The 19,171-nt window shown below is 77.1% G+C and carries 14 protein-coding genes; 6 read left to right on the top strand and 8 right to left on the bottom strand.

Annotation, left to right across the window (positions count from 1 at the left end):
- Nucleotides 1-330 precede the first annotated feature (330 nt).
- The 5 genes from AAHH18_RS14050 (at nt 331) to trmB (ending at nt 6,978) form a co-directional block, all read left to right on the top strand.
- Nucleotides 331-1,980, top strand: coding sequence for a glycosyltransferase family 2 protein (locus AAHH18_RS14050; protein WP_343302040.1), 1,650 nt, complete (start codon nt 331-333; stop codon nt 1,978-1,980).
- A 61-nt stretch (nt 1,981-2,041) separates the two neighbouring features.
- Nucleotides 2,042-3,754, top strand: coding sequence for a glycoside hydrolase family 26 protein (locus tag AAHH18_RS14045; RefSeq protein ID WP_343302039.1), 1,713 nt, complete (start codon nt 2,042-2,044; stop codon nt 3,752-3,754).
- A gap of 53 nt (nt 3,755-3,807) precedes the next feature.
- A complete protein-coding gene (locus AAHH18_RS14040) occupies nt 3,808-5,214 on the top strand; it encodes a UDP-glucose dehydrogenase family protein (RefSeq protein WP_283319262.1) in 1,407 nt (468 codons plus the stop codon).
- 147 nt (nt 5,215-5,361) lie between these two features.
- On the top strand, nt 5,362-6,141 hold the full coding sequence (locus tag AAHH18_RS14035) for a VOC family protein (protein ID WP_343302038.1): 780 nt from the start codon (nt 5,362-5,364) through the stop codon (nt 6,139-6,141).
- 54 nt (nt 6,142-6,195) lie between these two features.
- Nucleotides 6,196-6,978 (top strand): tRNA (guanosine(46)-N7)-methyltransferase TrmB, encoded by a 783-nt coding sequence (trmB, locus tag AAHH18_RS14030; protein ID WP_343302037.1) that lies wholly within the window; start codon nt 6,196-6,198, stop codon nt 6,976-6,978.
- Nucleotides 6,979-6,996: 18 nt separating this feature from the next.
- On the opposite strand, the gene cydC is transcribed toward trmB, so the two are convergent.
- The 8 genes from cydC to AAHH18_RS13990 all read right to left on the bottom strand — a co-directional run bounded on the left by cydC (nt 6,997) and on the right by AAHH18_RS13990 (nt 18,213).
- Complete coding sequence (gene cydC / locus AAHH18_RS14025) at nt 6,997-8,736, bottom strand: thiol reductant ABC exporter subunit CydC (RefSeq protein WP_343302036.1); 1,740 nt, start codon at nt 8,734-8,736, stop codon at nt 6,997-6,999.
- Complete coding sequence (locus AAHH18_RS14020; RefSeq protein WP_343302035.1) at nt 8,733-10,484, bottom strand: ABC transporter ATP-binding protein/permease; 1,752 nt, start codon at nt 10,482-10,484, stop codon at nt 8,733-8,735. Before AAHH18_RS14020 ends, cydC begins: the two co-directional genes overlap by 4 nt.
- Nucleotides 10,485-10,898: 414 nt before the next feature.
- Nucleotides 10,899-13,607 carry an HtaA domain-containing protein gene (locus AAHH18_RS14015; protein ID WP_343302034.1) on the bottom strand — a complete coding sequence of 903 codons (2,709 nt, stop codon included), beginning with the start codon at nt 13,605-13,607 and terminating at the stop codon, nt 10,899-10,901.
- 105 nt (nt 13,608-13,712) lie between these two features.
- Nucleotides 13,713-14,582 (bottom strand): hypothetical protein, encoded by an 870-nt coding sequence (locus AAHH18_RS14010; protein ID WP_343302033.1) that lies wholly within the window; start codon nt 14,580-14,582, stop codon nt 13,713-13,715.
- On the bottom strand, nt 14,579-15,364 hold the full coding sequence (locus AAHH18_RS14005; protein WP_459349141.1) for a heme ABC transporter ATP-binding protein: 786 nt from the start codon (nt 15,362-15,364) through the stop codon (nt 14,579-14,581). The genes AAHH18_RS14010 and AAHH18_RS14005 overlap by 4 nt, the downstream gene beginning before the upstream one ends.
- 80 nt (nt 15,365-15,444) lie before the next feature.
- Nucleotides 15,445-16,542: a FecCD family ABC transporter permease gene (locus tag AAHH18_RS14000; RefSeq protein WP_459349139.1), complete on the bottom strand. Its 1,098-nt coding sequence runs from the start codon at nt 16,540-16,542 to the stop codon at nt 15,445-15,447.
- 5 nt (nt 16,543-16,547) lie between these two features.
- Entirely contained in the window at nt 16,548-17,684 is a 1,137-nt protein-coding gene (locus tag AAHH18_RS13995; protein ID WP_343302031.1) for a heme/hemin ABC transporter substrate-binding protein, read from the bottom strand.
- A 151-nt stretch (nt 17,685-17,835) separates the two neighbouring features.
- Nucleotides 17,836-18,213 carry a DUF5997 family protein gene (locus AAHH18_RS13990; RefSeq protein ID WP_343302052.1) on the bottom strand — a complete coding sequence of 126 codons (378 nt, stop codon included), beginning with the start codon at nt 18,211-18,213 and terminating at the stop codon, nt 17,836-17,838.
- A 203-nt stretch (nt 18,214-18,416) separates the two neighbouring features.
- On the opposite strand from AAHH18_RS13990, the gene AAHH18_RS13985 reads away from it, so the two are divergent.
- The coding region (locus tag AAHH18_RS13985) for a LysR family substrate-binding domain-containing protein (RefSeq protein ID WP_343302030.1) at nt 18,417-19,171 on the top strand (755 nt) is incomplete at its 3' end.

The raw sequence follows: 19,171 nt of genomic DNA, 5'->3' as shown, positions 1-19,171 counted from the left end.
GATGTCGGAACTGCCGGACCTCTGATCTGCGCATATCCGGACATACCGGTCGGGCAGCGCGTGATCCACGTCACATCACGGGTCCCAATCGGCCCGGGCGAGTTGCGCTCGGGCGCTGCCGCGCAACAGGCTGAGTGCACTCCCACGAGGGGCACCACCGACTCACAGGAACGACCCCGACGCCACGTCGCCACCCGTCCGAACGGGTGACACCCGTCACGCCCGACCGCCGTCCCCAGTCACAGCGGAGGCCCTCCCCGCCCCGCTGCCCCCGTCCTCCGCCGCGTCACCGTCGCCGCTGGCCCCACCCCTCCAGCGCCGAGGTGAGCGATGTTCATCTTCATCCTGCAGATCCGGCACATGCTCGACGACCAGGCCGAGCTGTACCTCTTCACCGTCTTCTCCGGCCTCGTGTGGGCGCTCTGGCTGCTCAAGGTCGGCCTGTCCCGCCGGTACCGCCCGTGGTTCGCCGAGCACCACGAGACCACCAGCGTCGTCGTCCCCGTCGTCGACGAGCCGCTCGACCTGTTCCGGGACGTGCTGAGCCGGGTCACCGAGCAGCACCCCGACGAGGTCATCGTCGTCATCAACGGCAAGCGCAACCCGGGCCTCGAGCAGGTCTGCGAGGAGTTCGCGCCGCTCGTGCGGTGGGTCCACACCCCGATCCCGGGCAAGCGGAACGCCGTGAAGATCGGCACCGAGATGTCCCGGTACGACGTCACCGTGCTGCTCGACTCGGACACCGTCTGGACCGCCGGCACGCTGTCGGAGCTGGTCAAGCCGTTCGCCGACCCCAACGTCGGCGGCGTCACCACCCGGCAGCGCATCCTCGAGCCGACACGCTCCTGGATCACCCGCTGGGCCGACTGGCTCGAGAACTCGCGCTCGCTCTACTCGATGCCCGCGCAGTCCGTCCTCGGCCAGGTCGGCTGCCTGCCCGGACGCACCATCGCGTTCCGCCGGCACATCCTCATGGAGGTCATGCACGACTTCATGACCCAGCGGTTCATGGGCGTGTTCCTCGAGGTGTCCGACGACCGCACGCTGACCAACCTCACGCTCAAGCAGGGCTACCGGACGGTCTACCAGCACACCAGCCTCGTCTACACCGACGCCCCGCTGCAGGTGAAGAAGCTGTTCAAGCAGCAGCTGCGCTGGGCGCGCGGCAGCCAGTACAACACCCTGCGGATGCTGCCGTGGATGCTCGGCCACGCGCCCGTGCTCGCCGTGTTCTTCCTGGCCGACATCGTGCTGCCGTTCCTGCTCGTCGGGACGATCGCCGGCTGGGTGTACCGCTCGGTCAGCGGCACCGGCGTCAACCTCTACGAGGCGATGCTGGCGACCTACGGCGCGCAGGCCGGCTGGTTCTGGGTCATCGCCCTGATGGTCGTGTCGTCGGTGCTGTCCATGGCGATCCGGCAGATCCGGCACCTGCAGGAGGTCCCGAGCGACTTCTTCCGGCTCCCGGTCTTCATCATCGTCTCGACGTTCTTCCTCATGCCGGTGCGGCTGCTCGGGTTCCTGCGCATGGCGCACGCGTCCGGGTGGGGCACCCGTGCCGGTGCCTACGCCGGCGGCGACCCCGGCACGGCCGAGGACGACGGCGACCACCGCCCGTCCCTCGAGGCGGAGCTCGGCCTGATGTCGCAGCCGGCGCCCGTCGACGTGGTGGACCGGGGCGGGCTGCCCACGCAGCGCGACCACGGCTCCGGCCCGGGCGCGCCGGTGCACGCCGTCGCCGGGCACGGCGGCCTGCTGGCCGAGGCCGACACGACCGCCCCGCTGCCCGCCATCCCCGCGGCACCCGCACGGCACGCCGCGCCCGCGGTGGCACCCGCGGCGGCGCCCGTCGCGGCCGGCCGCCGCGAGGCGCGCACCACCCCGACCGCACCCGCCCGCCGACGGCTCAACCCGCTCGCGGCGATCCCGTACGGCATCGCCGTGATCCTGTTCGCCCTGGAGGCGCTGCTCTATGTCTGACGCACCGACCACCCCCGCCGCGCCCACGGGCGCCGCCTGGTGGGCACCGACCATGGGCCGGATGACCGTCCGCGCCCGCATCGCCACCGCGGCCGTCGTCGCCGGCCTGCTCGCCGTGACGCTCGTGGTGTGGAACACGCCCGCCGTCTCCTCGCTCGTGCGCCCCGACGAGTCCGACGCCGCCGAGCCCACCGCCGCCGAGCTCGCCCTCCAGCGGCGCAACGCCGAGCTCGAGGCGCAGCTCGAGACCAGCCGCTCCCAGTCCGACGCCCTGCGCGACGTGCTGTCCGACGAGCAGGCCGCCCGCAAGAAGGGCGAGCAGGACCGCGCCGCCGCGCAGGCCGAGCGGGACGCCCGGGGCGACTCCGCCGGCAGCGGCTCCGGCTCGGGGGGCTCGTCGCGCTCCGGGTCCTCGGGGTCGTCCGGGTCGGGGTCGTCGGGTCGCTCCGGCGGCACCGCGGCGGCCGGGGGGACCGCCGCCGCGCCGTCCTCCGGGTCCGCGGGCGACCAGCCCGCCAACCCCGCGCCGCCCCGGCCGGAGAACCCCGCCGCCCCGCCGGAGAAGCCCACCAAGCCCTCCGCCCCCAGCCGCGCCGCGCTGCTCGACCCGGACCAGCGCTACTTCGGGATGTACACCGAGCAGGCGCCGTTCAACTGGGCGACGTTCGACGACGCCGCGCAGGACGTCGGGCGCACGCAGGACATGGTCGGGTACTTCGGCGGCTGGGACGAGGACTTCCGCGCGAACGCCGTGACGCGCGCCTGGGAGCGCGGCATGCTGCCGATGCTCACCTGGGAGTCCCGGCCGATCGGGTCGAAGAACGACGTCGTCGAGGAGCCGGAGTACAGCCTGCCGAAGATCATCGCGGGCGACTTCGACGCCTACCTCACGCAGTACGCCCGCGACATCGCGGCCACCGGGCTGCCGCTGGCGATCCGCCTGGACCACGAGATGAACGGCGTCTGGTACCCGTGGTCCGAGCAGACCGGGTCCGGCGCGCCGATCAACGGCAACGGCGTCGGCGACTACGTGCGGATGTGGCAGCACGTGCACGACGTCTTCGAGGCCAACGGCGCGAACGACTACGTGATCTGGGTGTGGGCGCCGAACATCGTCAACAACCTGCCCGCCGCCCACCAGTCCCCCGCGTTCCTCGAGGCCCTGTACCCCGGTGACGCGTACGTCGACTGGGTCGGCGTCTCCGGCTACCAGCGGCCGCCCTACAAGGCGGAGAACGACTCGACGTTCTCCTACACGTTCGACCGGACGCTCGACCAGCTCCGCTCGATCACCGACAAGAAGATCCTGCTCGCCGAGGTCGGCGCCTCCGAGATCGGCGGCACCAAGCCGGCCTGGGTGCGGTCGTTCTTCCAGGGGTTCGACCCCGGGCGCAACGACGACGTGATCGGCTTCGCGTGGTTCAACCTCGCCGTCACCACGTACGTGGACGGCCAGCTCGCGACGAACGACTGGCGCGTGGACTCCCGGGCGAACAGCCTCGAGGCGTTCCGCACCGGGCTCGCCGACCCGGCGCGCCGGTTCGGGGGCGAGCCCACCGGCGCGGCGGCGACCGCCACGGCGTCACCCGACGCCCGGGCCCGGGCCGCGACCGCGGCGCCGTCCGCGACGCCCTCGCCGACCGCCGAGCCGGAGCCCGGCCCGGACCCCACCCCCGAGCCGACGACCGAGCCGACCACCGCGCCGACCACCGAGCCCGAGCCGACGCCCGAGCCCACGCCGAGCACCACCCCCACCCCGTCGGCGACCCCGTGACCCGCCGCACCGCCCGCACCCGCCCGCCGCGCCCCACCGTGAGGAGCACCGCCATGCACGACTCCGCCCTCTCCGCCGCCGCCCTCTCCGCCACCGCCGACACCGAGGCGCTCCCCGAGCCCTCCGCCGGTGACGCCCCGCTGCGCATCAGCGTCTTCGGCACCGGGTACCTCGGCGCCACCCACGCGGTCGCCATGGCCGAGCTCGGGTTCGAGGTGCTGGGCGCCGACACCGACGCCGGCAAGGTCGAGGCGCTGGCCGCCGGCAAGGTGCCGTTCTACGAGCCCGGGCTCGACCCGCTCCTGGAGAAGCACCTCGCGACCGGGCGCCTGCGGTTCACCACCGACCTGGCGGCCGCCGCGGCGTGGGGCGACGTGCACTTCATCTGCGTCGGCACCCCGCAGATGCGCACCAGCCACGCGGCGAACCTGTCCTACGTGGAGTCCGCCGCCACGACGATCGCCCGCAACCTCACGCGCCCGGCCCTGATCGTCGGCAAGTCGACCGTCCCGGTCGGCACCGCCGCCCGGCTGCGCACGCTCGTGGCCGAGGAGGCCCCCGCCGGCATGCCGGCCGAGCTGGTGTGGAACCCGGAGTTCCTGCGCGAGGGCAAGGCCGTGGAGGACACGCTGCACCCGGACCGCATCGTGCTCGGCGGGCCGTCCGCCCGGGCCGAGGCCACGCTGCGGCAGGTCTACGCCGGGCCGATCGCCGAGGGAACGCCCGTCGTCGTCACGGACCTGCCGACCGCGGAGCTCGTGAAGGTCAGCGCGAACGCGTTCCTCGCCACCAAGATCTCGTTCATCAACGCGATCTCCTCGGTGTGCGAGGCGGCCGGGGCCGACGTCACCGTGCTGGCGGACGCGCTCGGCCACGACGTGCGCATCGGCCGCCAGTTCCTCGACGCCGGGCTCGGGTTCGGCGGCGGCTGCCTGCCGAAGGACATCCGCGCCCTCATGCACCGGGCGAACGAGCTCGGGGCGTACCGGGCGTCCGCCCTGCTGCAGCAGGTCGACGAGATCAACATGGGCCAGCGCGAGCGGGTGCTCGACATGACCGTGCAGGCCTGCGGCGGCTCCGTCCTCAACCGCCGGATCGGCGTGCTGGGCGCGGCGTTCAAGCCGCACACCGACGACGTGCGGGACTCCCCCGCCCTCAACGTCGCCGCGGCGCTGCACCTGCGCGGCGCCCAGGTCACGGTGTACGACCCGGAGGCCGGGGACACCGCGCGACGGTCGTTCCCGACGCTGTCCTACGCCACGTCGGTGGACGAGGCCGTCGAGGGCACGGACGTCGTGCTGGTGCTCACCGAGTGGGACCAGTTCGTGCAGGCCGACGCCGAGCACCTCGCCGGGCTCACCGCGACGCCGCGCGTCATCGACGCCCGCGGCAAGCTCGACCCCGCGCGGTGGCGCGGCGCCGGCTGGGAGTTCGCCGGCCTCGGGCGGACCGCCGCCTGACGGGGGTCCGGCGGGGGCGCCCCGGCGGCCGCGGCGCGGGAGGGCGCGCCGGGCTGCCGGGGCGCCCTTCGCGCGTGTGGGTGCCGGCTGCTTCGATGGGCCCGTCGGGGCGACGCGGCGCCGCCCCCGAGCCTCGCGGAGGACGACATGAGCGTGCACGAGCGGCCCTGGGCGGACGGCACCCCCTGCTGGGCGCAGCTGACGGTCCCCGACCTCGAGGCGGGGCGCCAGTTCTACGGCGACCTGCTCGGGTGGACGTTCGACGTCGGCCCGGCCGAGACGGGCTTCTACAGCCAGGGCCTCGTGGGCGGACGGCCCGCGGCGGCGCTGGGCGGCGTCATGCCGGGCGGCGAGGACGAGCCCGTCGCGTGGCTGACCTTCCTCGCGACGGCGGACGCCGCCGCCACCCAGGAGCGGGCCGTGGCGGCGGGCGCCCGGGTGCAGGTGCCGGTGGCGCCGGTCATGGACTTCGGCTCGATGGCGGTGCTGACGGACCCCGCGGGCGCGACCGTCGCGCTCTGGCAGGCCGGCCGGACCCTCGGGGCGACCGTCGTGAACGAGCCCGGCGCGATGATCTGGAACGAGCACCTGTCGGCGCGCCCCGCCGAGGCCCGCGCGTTCTACCGGGCGGTGTTCGGGTACGGGGTCACCGACATGAGCGCGCCCGGGTTCGACTACGCGACCGTCGAGGTCGACGGCCGGCCGGTCGGCGGCATCGGGGGCGGCGCCGACGCCGCGTCCTGGGAGGTTTACTTCGCCGTGACGGACACGGACGCGGCGACCGAGCGGGCCGTGCGGCTCGGCGGCGCCGTCGTGTCCCCGGCCTCGGACACGACGTACGGGCGGCTCGCCGGGGTCACGGGACCGTTCGGGGAACGGTTCTGGCTCATGTCGACCGACGAGGAGCCCAGCGCGCCCGCCGCGTGAGGGCCGCCGACGCGCGGGACGCCACGTCCGGCGGGCGCGGCTACCCTCGACGCCGTGCCGACCGATCACCCGTCCTCCGCCGGGCCGCCCGACACCGGCCGGGCGGCCGACGCGTTCCGGCAGGCGAAGAAGGTCGCCGGGCAGCCCGTGCGCACGTTCCACCCCCGCCGGGCGACGCTCGGGGAGCGGCGCGCGGACGCGCTCGAGCGGCTCTGGCCCCGGTACGGCGTCTCCGTGCACGACCCGGCGCTCGGGTTGCCGCCCACGACGGCCGCCGGCACCCTCGACGCCCCCGCGCTGTTCGGCCGCACCGCGCCGCTGGTCCTGGAGATCGGCTCCGGCATGGGCGACGCGACCGCCGCGATGGCGGCCGCCGACCCCGACCGCGACTACCTCGCCGTCGAGGTGCACCTGCCCGGGGTCGCGAACCTGCTCGTGCTGCTGGAGGAGCAGGGCCTCACCAACGTCCGGGTGGCGCACGGCGACGCTCTCGACCTGGTGCGCCGGGTCGTCGCGCCCGGGTCGCTCGCCGCGGTGCACGTGTTCTTCCCCGACCCGTGGCCGAAGGCCCGGCACCACAAGCGCCGGATCGTCGCGCCCGAGCACGTCGCGCTGCTGCGGAGCCGGCTGGCGATCGGGGGCGTGCTGCACTGCGCCACCGACTGGGAGCCGTACGCGGAGCAGATGCTGGACGTCGTCGCGGCCGACCCGGGCCTGACCAACGAGCACGGCGGGTACGCCCCGCGGCCGGAGCACCGCCCGGTCACGCGGTTCGAGCGACGGGCCCTCGCGGCCGGGCGGACCCCGCGGGACGTGGTCGCGACGCGCACGTCCTGAGCGCCGCCCCGGCCGGACTCAGGTGCCGGGCCTCCCCAGGTGGACGACGCGGTCCGCGGTGCGGACGGCCCCCGGGCGGTGCGCGATCACGAGCACGGTGCGGCCCCGGGCCGCCTCGGCGAGCGCGTCCTGGATCTCCGCCTCCGTGGCCACGTCGAGCTGGCTGGTCGCCTCGTCCAGCACCAGCACGGGAGCGTCGAGCAGCAGCGCGCGGGCGATCGCCACGCGCTGGCGCTGCCCGCCGGACAGCCGCTCGCCCATCTCGCCGACCCGGGTGGCGTAGCCGTCGGGCATCGCGACGACCGCGTCGTGCAGCGCCGCGCGGCGGCACGCGTCCTCGAGCTGCGCGTCCGTGGCGTCGGGTGCCGCGAGCCGGAGGTTGGCCGCCAGCGTGTCGTTGAACAGGTAGGTGCTCTGCCCGACGACGGCGACGTGCCGGCGCAGGTCCTCGAGCGCGACGTCCCGCACGTCGACCCCGCCCAGCAGCACCCGGCCCTCGTCCGGGTCCCACGCCCGGGTCAGCAGGTTCACCAGCGTCGACTTGCCGGAGCCCGACGACCCGACGACTGCCGTCGTGGCGCCGGCGGCCACGTGCAGGTCCAGGCCGTCCAGCACCCGGCGCCGCGGCCCCTGGGGGGCACCGCCGGCGTCGTCGTCCTCGGGCGCGGGGTAGGTGAACGTCACGCCCTCGAACCGCACGTCGAGCGGTCCGTCCGGCAGCGGCACGGGGTGCTCGGGCGAGGTGGTGGCCGGCGGCGCGTCGGTGACCCGCCAGATGCGGCGCGCGGCGGCGAACGCCTGCTCGAGGTCCGGCGCGACGTCCTCGACGGCGAGCACCGGGGTGAAGACCGCGAGCGCCAGCACGACCGCGACGGCGTAGTCCGCCCAGCCCAGCGCGCCGGAGGACACGCGCGTCGCGCCGACGAGCGCCACGGTCGCGACGGCCGCGACCAGCAGCACCGCGTTCGCCGCGCGTCGGCGGGCCGTCCAGGCCGCCAGCCCGTCGAGGCCCAGCGCGACGTCGTCCGCGAGCGCGCGCGCCTGGGCCCGGCGCCGCGTCTCCGCCCCGAACGCCAGCACCTCGCGGACGCCCTGGAGCGACTCGGTGACGAGCTGGGCGATCCGCCCCCGCGCGGCCCGCACCCGGGTCGCCGCGACCGCGCTGGGCTCGCGCCCCCACGCCGGGACGACCGCGCCGACGAGCACGAGGAACGGCAGCAGCACGAGCGCGAGCACCGGGTCGTACCGGACGGCCAGCACCACCAGGACGACCACCGGCACGACGACCGCGCTCACCGCGGGCACGAGCGTGTGCGCGAAGAACACCTCGACGCGGTCGACGTCCTTGGTCGCGCGGTTGACCAGGTCGCCGGTGCGGCGCGACAGGACGCCGGCGGGAGCCTGCGGCGCGAGCCGGTCGTAGAAGTCGACGCGCAGCATCGCGAGCGCGCGGAACGCCACGGCGTGGCCGGTCAGCTGCTCCAGGTAGCGGAGCACGCCCTTGAGCAGCGACAGCGCGACGAGCGTCCACACCGTCGGGGCGAGCGGCGCTGCGGGGTCGTCCGCCACGCGGGCGGCCCCGGCCGCCGCGACGGCGAGCAGGGCGATGCCGAGCAGCTGGCCGACCACCCGGCAGACCAGCGACGCCACGAGCGGCGGCAGCACCGGGCGGCCGAACCGGACCAGCCGGCGGGAGATCGCCGCCCGGGACAGCGGGGCGGACGCGGGGGCCGGGGCGGGGTCGAGCACGGCGCTCACCGGGTCACCTCCGTGGCGGCGGCGCCGGGGGTGCCGGGCGTCCCGGCGAGGCCGGACAGGTCCATCGCGCGGGCGTAGTACGAGTCGATGCCGCCGAGCCGGTCCGGCGGTCCCTGCTCGACCACCCGCCCCTCGGCGAGCACCAGCACCTCGTCCGCGCCGCGGACCGTGCTCAGCCGGTGCGCGACGACCAGCACGGTGCGCCCCTCGCCGGCGCGGTCGAGCGCCTCCACCAGGGCGGACTCCGAGGCGGCGTCCACCTGGCTGGTCGGCTCGTCGAGCAGCAGCACGGGGGCGTCCTTGAGCAGGGCGCGCGCCACCGCGAGCCGCTGCGCCTGGCCGCCGGACAGCGACAGCCCCCGCTCCCCGACCCGGGTCGCGAGCCCGTCCGGGAACCGCCGCACCTCGTCGGCGAGGTTCGCCTGCTCGAGCGCGTGCCAGAGCGCGGCGTCGTCGGCGTCCGCGTCGGCGAGCCGCAGGTTGTCGGCGAGCGTCCCGGTGAACAGGTACGTCGACTGCGCGACCACGGCGGTCTGGGCGCGCACCCAGGCGAGCGGCACGGCGGTCGCGTCGTGCCCGCCCACCCGGACCACCCCGCCGCCGGGGCGCAGGTGCCCCTGCAGCAGCGCCGCCACCGTGCTCTTGCCCGACCCGGACGGGCCGATGAGCGCGACGCGCGCGCCCCGCGGGACGGTGAACGACACGTCGTCCAGGACCGGCGCCCCGCCCGGGTACGCGAACGAGACGTGCTCGAGAGCGAGGGCCTCCGCGACGGGCGGGGCCGCCGCGGACCCCGCGGCGGCGGGCGTCGCCCACCCGGTCGGCTCCTGCACCCCCGGCGCGTCGAGCGCCGACGGCACCTGGTCCAGCACGGACTCGATCTCGCGCACCGCGGCGCGCCCGCCGAGCCCGACGTAGAAGAACTGGCCGACGCGGTCGAGCGGCTCCAGCAGCACCGTGGACACGAGCACCACGGCGACGGCCTGCCCGGGCGTGATCGCGCCGTCCCGCAGCCGCAGCACCGCCAGCGCCGCGGCGGCCGTCACCATCACCAGCGAGAACGACGAGTCGATGACCAGCAGCACCAGCTGGTTGCGCGTCAGCAGGCGCATCACCATCCGGCGGAGCTGCTCGGCGGAGCGCGCGAGCTCCGCGCCCTTCGCCGCGGCGCGGTTGAAGGCGGTCGACGTCGGCAGCCCCTGGATCGCGTCGAGGAACTGCCCCGCGAACCGGCGCGCGGTCATCCGGTACTGCACGGAGACCCCGCGGAACGCGCGCTGGAAGCCGCCCACCACCAGCGGGATCGCCGGCAGCGCGAGCGCGAGCCACCCCGCGACCACCCAGTCGACGGCCGTCCCGAGCAGCAGCAGCGCGACCACCGGGACCGTCATCGACGCGATGATCGGGTAGCGGAACGTCACCTCGTAGGAGGCGGCCCGCTCGACGCCGTCGGTGGCGGTGGACACGAAGCGGCCGGAGCGCTCCTGCGTGCGGAACGCGACCCCGAGCCGCAGCGCCTGGTCGAGCAGCACGTCCCGCCGCACCGACTCCCGCGGGCCCACCGCGGCGAGGCTGGTCCGCGGGCCGGCGAACGCTGCCACCGCGAGGACGACGACCGCGGCCACGAGCACCGCCACGGCGGAGCCGGGCACGCCGTCGCCCGTGCGCGCCGCGTCCAGCACGGCGCCGAGCGCGAGGTAGGCCGCTGTCGTGGCGGCGGCGGCCACCCAGGTCAGCAGGGCCGGCACGAGCACCACCGCGCGCGGGGCGTCGGGGGTGGCCGGGGCGCCGGCGGGCCGCTCGACAGGCGGACCGGAGGGGCGCGAGCCCGGGTGTTGTCCGCCGGGATGGCCGCCCGGGTGGCCGCCTGCGCGGCCGGCGGGAGGCCCACCGGCGTCGCGACCGGGGCGGGGGTGCCCGCCCGCGGGGCCGCCGGAGGGTCCGGGGCGGCCGGCGGGACGGTGACCGGGCCGGTCGGTGGCGGGGCCCGGGTGCGGGGAGGTCATGCGGTGGTCCTCGGGGACGGCACGGACAGGGGGTGCGCCGCACACGGTGCCACGCGGCGGCGCCGTGCGCGACACCGTCCGGCGCGGCGTCGGCGGCGGGGTGCGGGGTGGGACGTGGGGGTGGGGCGGCGCGCGCCGCCCCACCCCCGCGAGCCGTCAGGCCGTCAGGCCGTAGGCCCGGCGACGACCGCGGTGGACCGCCGCCGTCAGCAGGCCGCCGAACAGCAGCAGCGCCACGGCGTAGCCGACCGCGTCACCGGGTTCGGCGCCCGTGGTGGCGAGGCTGCCGGAGGTCGCGTCGCACTCGACCTCCGCCCCGAGCGGCAGCGTGAAGGCCACCGGGTCGAGCGCCTCTCCCGCCTGGTAGAACCCCTCGAACACGCCCGCGCCGGCCGCGGTCAGCGTGGCGGGCACGCCGGACCAGGCCACCTGCGTGGCCCCGCGGGACGCGGTGCCGGCCCCGAGGTCGAGCGTGGCGACCGCGACGCGGGACGACCCCGACGGCCCCGCGACGGTGAGCGTCAGCGTGGCGGACGTGGCGCCGGTGAGCCGCACCTGCGGGTCGGAGAACGTCAGGTCGAGCTGCCCGCCGTGCCCCGTGAAGTGCACGCCCCCGGACCACGAGGCGGCGCCCAGACCGGCGTCCGCGTTGTAGCGGCCGGTCCCGCCGGACCACGTCCACGGACCGGTGCCGGAGACGCCGTCCGCGGTGACCGAGCCCTGGGCGATCGGGCCGGTGACGTAGCTGCGGAACGACTCGCGCACGCCCCACGTCAGCGTGGCGCCGGAGACGGCCCGCGCGACGCACACCGGCGCCGCGGCCTCGACCGTGATCGGGAACTCCAGCGTCTGCCCGGCCCCGACGAGGACGAGCGTGTGCGGCCCGGCCGGCGTCGAGGCGGGGATGGTCGCCGTGACCGTGACCGACCCGGCGGCGTCCGCCACCAGGCCGCCCGCGAGGAGCACCGGGTCGGAGTGCAGCTCGAGGCGGATGCCCGCCTCGCCCGCACCGAAGCCGTTCGCGGTCACCGTGACGGACCCGCCGGCGACGACCGAGCCGGCGGCGGACAGGCCCTGGACCTCGCGCACCGGCGTGGCGGGGACCGTCGGGGTCACCGGCGTGACCGGGACCGTCGGCGTGGTCGGCACGCTAGGGGTGCCGCAGGACGTCGCGGCGCCCAGCGGGAGCGTGAAGGACACCGGGTCGAGCGCGGCGCCGGCCGGGTAGAACCCGGCGAACGCCTCGCTGCCCGCGGCGGTCAGCGTGGCGGGCACGCCCGTCCACGCGAGGCGGGAGGCGTCGGAGCCCGCCGTGCCTGCGGCCAGGTCGAGCGTCGCCAGGCGGACCCGCTGCGAGCCCTCCGGGGTGGTGACGGTCACCCGCAGCTCCGCCGCGTCGGCGCCGGTGACGCGGACCTCCGGGCTGGCGAACGTCAGGTCGAGCTCGCCGCCGTGCCCCACGAACCGCACGCCGCCGGACCAGGCGGCCGTCGCCAGCCCGTGCTCGTCGACCTGCCCGGTGCCGGCGGACCAGGTCCACGGGCCGGTGCCGGTCACCCCGGTGGCCGACACGCTGCCGCCGGCGACCGGGCCGGTGATGTAGGTGCGGAAGGACTCGCGGACGCCCCAGTCGAGGGTGGCGTCGCTGACGGCCACGCAGGAGGGCGCCGGCGTCCCGCCACCGGTGTCACCGCCACCCGTGTCGCCACCACCGGTGTCACCACCGCCGGTGTCGCCGCCGCCCGTGTCACCGCCGCCGGTCCCGGCGAAGGCGATCGCCACGGACTGCTCGTTCGCGGCCTGCGCGACGGAGGCCCCGACGGTGAACACCGCGAGCGTGCCGCCCTCGAGGCGCTTGTCCTCGAGCGTCGCCCGGTCCACCTCGACCGTCCACGTGAAGTCCGCCGTGCCGTCGGGCTGCACGGTCCACCGCAGGTACGGCGGGGTGTCGTTCACGCCCTGCACCCACCGGGTGTAGGCGTTGCTCCGCGCGGAGGACGGCGCGCCCTCCGACGGCCGCCACGACTCGGCGAGCCAGCCGATCTGCGCGTACACACCGGCGGGCTGGTTCAGCACGGGCGGGTGGGTGCCCAGGGCGCTGGTGTCGTAGCCCTCGCCGGTGACGGTGATCGTCGCGCCGTCGGGGTCGAGCCCCTCGGTCTGCGACACCCGCAGCGTCGGCGTGGCGGGCTCGGGCTCCGGCTCGGGCTCGGGCTCCGGCTCCGGCTCCGGGTCGACCGGGGGAGTCCCGCACCCGTCGAGCGCGGCGCCGGCGGGCAGCATGAACGTCACCGGGTCGAGCGCCGTCCCCGCGCCGTAGAACCCGGCGAACGCGACCGCGCCGGCCTCCGTCAGCGTGGCGGGCACCCCGGACCAGGCGACCTGCGTCGGGTCCGTCGAGGACGTGCCCCCCGCGAGGTCGAGCGTCGCGAGCTCCACCCGCGACGGCTCGGCCGTCCCGGGGTCGACGGTCGTGGTCAGGGTCGCCGTCGTGGCGCCCGTGACCGTGACCTCCGGCGCCGAGAACGTCAGGTCGAGCGCGCCGTCGTGCCCCTCGAAGCGCACCGAGCCGCTCCCCCACGACGCCGCCGCGAGGCCGTCCTCGCCGATCTCGCCCGTGCCGCCGGACCACGTCCACGGCCCCGTCCCGGTGACGTCGGCCGGGGTGACCGTCCCCTGCGCGATCGGGCCGGTGATGTACGTCCGGAAGGACTCCTTCACCCCCCAGGTGAACGTCGCGCCGGCGACGCCGACGCAGCTGGGCGCACCGGCCCCGGCGTCGTCGGGCTCCGCGGCCCCGGCCGCTCCGGCGGCGAGCGTCGTGCCCGCCCCCACGACCAGCGCGACGACCGCGCTGGTGACCACGCGCCACGCGCGGGTCCTCGTTCCTCGGTGCATCGTCTCCCTCTCCGGCCCGGTCGCCCGGGCTCTCGTCGGGCCGCGTCCCGGGTGGGTCGCGGTCCTCCCCTGTCAGTGCTGGTCGGGTGCGGCGCCGTCGCCGTCGTCGTCGGTGGCCGTCCGCCCGGGCACGCGCCGCCGCCGCAGGACCACGAGCGCGACCGCGGCCAGGGCGGCGAGCCCCCCTGCGACGGCCGGCCACGCCACCACCCCGGGGTCGCGCTGCTCGGGTGCCGCGACGGCGCCGGAGCTCGGGGCGGGGCTCGGGTCGGCGCTCGCGTCGGTGGTCGGGTCGGCGGTCGCCCCCGGGCCGGGCGTCGGGGCCGCGGTCCGCGTCGCCGCCGGGTCGGCCACCGCACCGGGCCCGGCGAACGGCACCGGCGTGAACGTCTCGTTCGTCGCGTTCGCGACGCCGTGCGCCCCGATCGTGATCACGCCGCACGTCACCTCGCGGCAGTCCACCTCGACGGTCCCGCCGTCCGCGTCGAGCGTCTCGAGCACCGCCCCGGGGACGGTCAGCTCGGTCGCCCAGGTGCCGTCCTCGGCGAGCTCGCCGCCGTTGGCCTCGGCCGACGTCTGCGACCCGGGGAACGCGACGAAGCGCTGGTGCCCGGCGTTCTCCTGGCTCTGCGCGTCGACGGCGTAGCGGTACTGGACGCCCGACGCCCCGCCCGCGCTGGGACGCCAGCCGTCACCGGCGGCAGGGTCGACCCAGCCGAACAGCACGTACAGGCCGCCGAACCCGCCGGCGACCGACTGGAACCCGGTGCCCGAGACCCGCAGGGTCGTCGCGGCGGCGGGGTCGAGCACGGCCGGCCCGCCGTCCTGGCCCGCGACGTCGACCTGCGACGCCGCGAGCGCGGGGCCGGCGGTGCCGAGCGCGGTCACGCACGCGAGCGCCGCGGCGACGGTCAGGCGCCGGAGCGCCGGGGGCGGGGTCATCGGGAGTCCTCCGGGGCGGTGCGGTCGGGCAGCACGACGAGGTCGCCGGTGCGGGGGTGGACGAGCACCTCGACGGGGTGCCGGTAGACGTCGCCGAGCAGGTCGGGCCGCAGCACGTCGGCGGGCGTGCCGAGCGCCCGCGGGCGGCCGTCGCCGAGCAGCAGCACGCGGTCGGCGTACGCGGCGGCGAGGCTGAGGTCGTGCAGCACCGCCACGACGGCGTGCCCGCGGCGCGCGAGGTCCCGCGCCTGGGCCAGCACCATCTCCTGGTGCCGGATGTCGAGGGCGGCGGTCGGCTCGTCGAGCAGCAGCAGCGGCGTGGCCTGGGCCCGGGCGCGCGCGTAGGCGGTGCGGGCCCTCTCGCCGCCGGAGAGCGTCGGGAACCGGCGGTCGCCCAGGTGTGCGACCTCGCCGGCGGCGGCGGCCTCCGCGACCACCCGGTCGTCGTCGTCCTCGGCGGCCGTCCCGCGCCAGGGCGCACGCCCCATGCGCACGACGTCCGCGACCGTGAACGGGAAGCTGAGCCGGTGCTCCTGGAGCAGCACGGCGCGGCGCCTCGCGAGCTCGGCCGGGCGGAGGGACGCGACGGGCGCGCCGTCGTCCGTGACGCTGCCGCGCGTGGGCCGCAGGTCGCCCGCGAGCAGGCCGAGCAGGGTGGACTTGCCCGCGCCGTTGGGCCCGACGACGGCGAGCAGCTCGTGCCGGCGCACCTCCAGGTCCACCGCGTCGAGCAGCGTGACCCCGTCGACGTCGTAGCCCGCCGCGTCGAGCCGCACCGCCACCGCGGCCCCGCCCGCCGGCGCAGGGTCGACGGGGGCGACCGGTGCCGCCGGGGCGGCGGGCCCGGCTCCCGCGCGGGCGGTCACGCCCAGCCTCCGGCCTGCCGCCGGGTCCGGCGGATGAGCCAGAAGAAGAACGGCCCGCCGACCAGCGCGGTCAGCATGCCGATCGGCAGGTCCGCCGAGGCGACGGCCGTCCGTGCGACGAGGTCGGCCGCGAGCAGCAGCACCGCCCCGCCGAGCGCGCTGAGGGGCACGAGCGCGCGGTGCCCCGGCCCGACGGCCATCCGCACCAGGTGCGGGACGACCAGGCCGACGAACGCGATGATCCCGCAGAACGCGACGGCTGCGGCCGTCAGGAGCGCGACGGCGACGATGCTGACGACCCGCAGCCGCTCGACGTCCACCCCGACGTGCCGTGCCGCGCGCTCCCCGAGGGCGAGCAGGTCCAGGCGGCGCGCCACGAGCAGGGCGACCGCGAGCCCCGCGGCCACGAACGGCGCGACCACGGCGACGTACTGCCAGCGCGTGCCGTTGAGGCTGCCGAGCTGCCAGAACACGATCTGCTCGCGCGCCTGGGTGTCGGCCAGGAACGTGAGGAACGCGATGCCCGCGCCGCACACGGCGTTCACCGCCACGCCGGTGAGCACGAGCGTCACGACCTCCGTGCGCCCGCCGGACCGCGCGAGCAGGTACACGACCAGCGTCGCGACGAGCCCGCCGGCGAAGGCCAGCGCGGCGGACGTGAACGGTCCGAGGAACCCGAGCCCGAGGACGATGCCGGTGCACGCCGCGAGCGCCGCCCCGGAGGACACCCCGACGACGCCGGGGTCGGCCAGCGGGTTGCCGAACACGCCCTGCATCACGGCGCCGGCGGTGGCGAGCGCGGCCCCGGCCAGCACCGCCATCGCGACCCGCGGGAACCGGATGGTCCACAGGGCGGCGTCGCCGTTCGGGTGCGTCGGGAGCGGGCCGGCGTCGACGCCGAGCCGGTGCAGCACGGAGCCGAGCACCTCACCGGGCGGGATGCGCAGCTGCCCGGTCCCCGCGGCGACGACCACCAGCACCGCCAGCGCGACCGCGAGCCCCGCCGCCAGGAGCGCGACCCGGCCCCGACGAGCGGGTGGCGGCGGGGCCGACGGGCCGGTCGCGCGCGCGGTGGCCGCGGGCCGCGTGCCCACCGCCGTCACGACGCGTCGGGCGCGTAGAACGCGCGGGCCAGGGCGTCGAGCGTCTGCGCGGACGTCGGGCCGAACGACAGCACCTGCGAGTCCGCCATGTCGACGACTCTCCGGTGCTCCCCCGCGGGGGTCTGGGCGACGGCGGGGAGCTGCTCGAGCAGCCCGTCGACGCCCCCGACCGACTCGAGCCCGGCGGTCATCACCAGCAGGAGGTCGGGCGCGGCGGCGACCAGGGCCTCGTCCGTGACGGGGCGCATGCCCTGCCACCCGATCTCCGCGGCGACGTCCACCGCCCCCAGGGCGGTGACGAGCGCGTCCGCACCGGAGCCCTCGCCGAACAGGTAGTACACGCCGGCCTGCCCGCGCAGGTAGAGGAACGCGACGCGCAGCCGGTCCGCGGGGTCGTCGGGCGCGAGCCGCTCGATGTCGGCGACCACCGCGTCGACCTCCGCCCGGGTGCGCGCGGCGAGGGCCTCCCCCTCCTGCGGCAGCCCGACGGCCGCGGCGACGGACGTGATGAGGTCGTCCACCGTCTCCAGGTCGCGCCGGGGGTCGACGACGACCACCGGGATCCCGGCGTCCCGCATCTGGAGCACCGTGTCCCAGGGGCCGAGCGTCGTGTCGGTGATGATGAGCGTCGGCGCGAGGTCCAGGATCGCCTCGCCGTTGAGGTCGTGGCCGTCCCGCGTCACGAGGGGCAGGCCCGCGGCCTCCGGGAAGTCCGAGGACGCGTCCCGCCCGACGACGCTGCCCCCGAGCCCCAGCTCGAACAGGATCCGCGACGTCGAGCCGTACAGGTCGAGGGCGAGCACCCGGCTGGTGTCGGTCACCGTGACCTCGGTGCCCTGCGCGTCCGTGACCGTGACGGGGAGCGCCGGCTGCGGGTCCTGCGCGACGGGGTCGACCGGGGTCGCGGCGCTCACCGCCGTCTGCTCGCCGACCCAGGACCGCGGGTCCTCCAGGGGCGTGAGCTCGCCCAGCGCCGGACGGTCACCGGCGGCGGCCGGGGCGTGCGTGGCCGTGCCCGCCGGCGCCGCGCACCCCGCGAGGAGGGCGCCGACCAGGGCCGTGACCAGCACGAGCGCGGTGCGTGCGCGTCCTGCGGCGCGGCGGGCACGGCCGGGCGTGCGGGGCTGGGGCATGGTCGGGCGTCTCCTATGGTGAAGGTGAGCCAAACCTAAGTTAGGTGCACCTCAGAAGACAAGGTCCGTCCGTCGGCGGGCATGCCGGAGCGCCCGGCGCACGCGTCGTGCGTCGGGTCGGGGGCGGGTGCGCCCCCGTGCCGGGCTCAGCTCAGGAGCGCTCGGTGCCGGGGGTCGCGGCGCGCGCGGCGTCCCGCTCCCGCAGGCGCTGCTCCTCGCGCTTGACCTCCTGCTGCGTGGCGCGCTCGCGGTGCAGCCACTCCGGGCTCTCCTCGATGATCGCGTCGATCTGCTCGGTGGTCAGCGGGTCCGTCAGGCCGGCGCGCGCCAGGCCGGAGGTCGAGATGCGCAGGCGGGCCGCCACGACGGCGCGCGGGTGCGGGCCGGTGCGCCGCAGCTCCTGCAGCCACGGCGGGGGCGTGCGCTGCAGCTCGTCGAGCTGCGCGCGGGACACGGGCCCGGAGCGGAACTCCTCGGGGGTGGCCGGCAGGTACACGCCGAGCTTCGCCGCCGCGGTGGCGGGCTTCATGGTCTGCGGCGTGCGCGTGCGGCGGGCCGGAGCGGCCGGGCGGTCCTCGGAGGTCACCGGTCCAGGATACGGACCCCGGCCCCCGGCCGGCACCGGGCGCCCCCGGGCGACCCCGGCCGGCACGGGCCCGCACCGGGCCGGCACCCCGCGGCACCCGGCGGCACCCCGCGGCCCTGCCCCGCCGCGCGACTACGCTGACCGCGATGCCCGTCCCCCCGGCCGCCGACGCCGACCCCACCGCCGACCCCGCCGCCGCAGGGCGCTTCCGCCTGCTGCTGGTGCCGGGCGTCGTGCCCGCGTCGTGGGTGCGGACGTGGCGCGAGCGCCTGCCCGACGTGCGGCTCGAGCTCGTGCACGGCCCGGCCGCCGACGCGGGGCCGACCCTCGTCGCCGGCGGGGCGGACGCCGCGCTGCTGCGCCTCCCCGTCGACCGGGACGTGCTGTCGGCGATCCCGCTGTACGTCGAGACCACCGTGGTCGTGCTGCCGAGGGACCACCTGCTCACGGCGCTGGACGAGCTGACGCCCGAGGACCTGGCGGAGGAGACCCTGCTCACCCCGGCGGACGACGTGCTCGGCTGGGACGACCCGCCCGGCGAGGCGTCCGCGCTGCCGACGCCGGCGACGACGGAGGAGGCCGTGGCGCTCGTCGCGTCGGGGGTGGGCGTGCTCGTCGTCCCGCAGTCCCTCGCGCGGCTGCACCACCGCAAGGACCTCACGTACCGGCCCCTGTCCGGGGCGCCCGCGTCGCAGGCGGCGCTGGCCTGGCTCGGCGCGCGCGACGGCGACCCGCTCGTCGAGGAGCTCATCGGCATCGTGCGGGGCCGCACGGCGAACTCCTCCCGCGGGCGCGGCGCCGCCGGCGCGGGCGAGGCCGCCGGCGGGAAGGCCTCCCGGGCCGCCGACCAGCAGGCCCGGGGTCGCGGCGAGCGCCCGGCGCGCACCGGGCGCACCGGCGG

Source organism: Cellulomonas olei (assembly GCF_039548315.1).
GTDB lineage: Bacteria > Actinomycetota > Actinomycetes > Actinomycetales > Cellulomonadaceae > Cellulomonas.
This window is presented reverse-complemented; position numbering and strand designations above follow the sequence as displayed.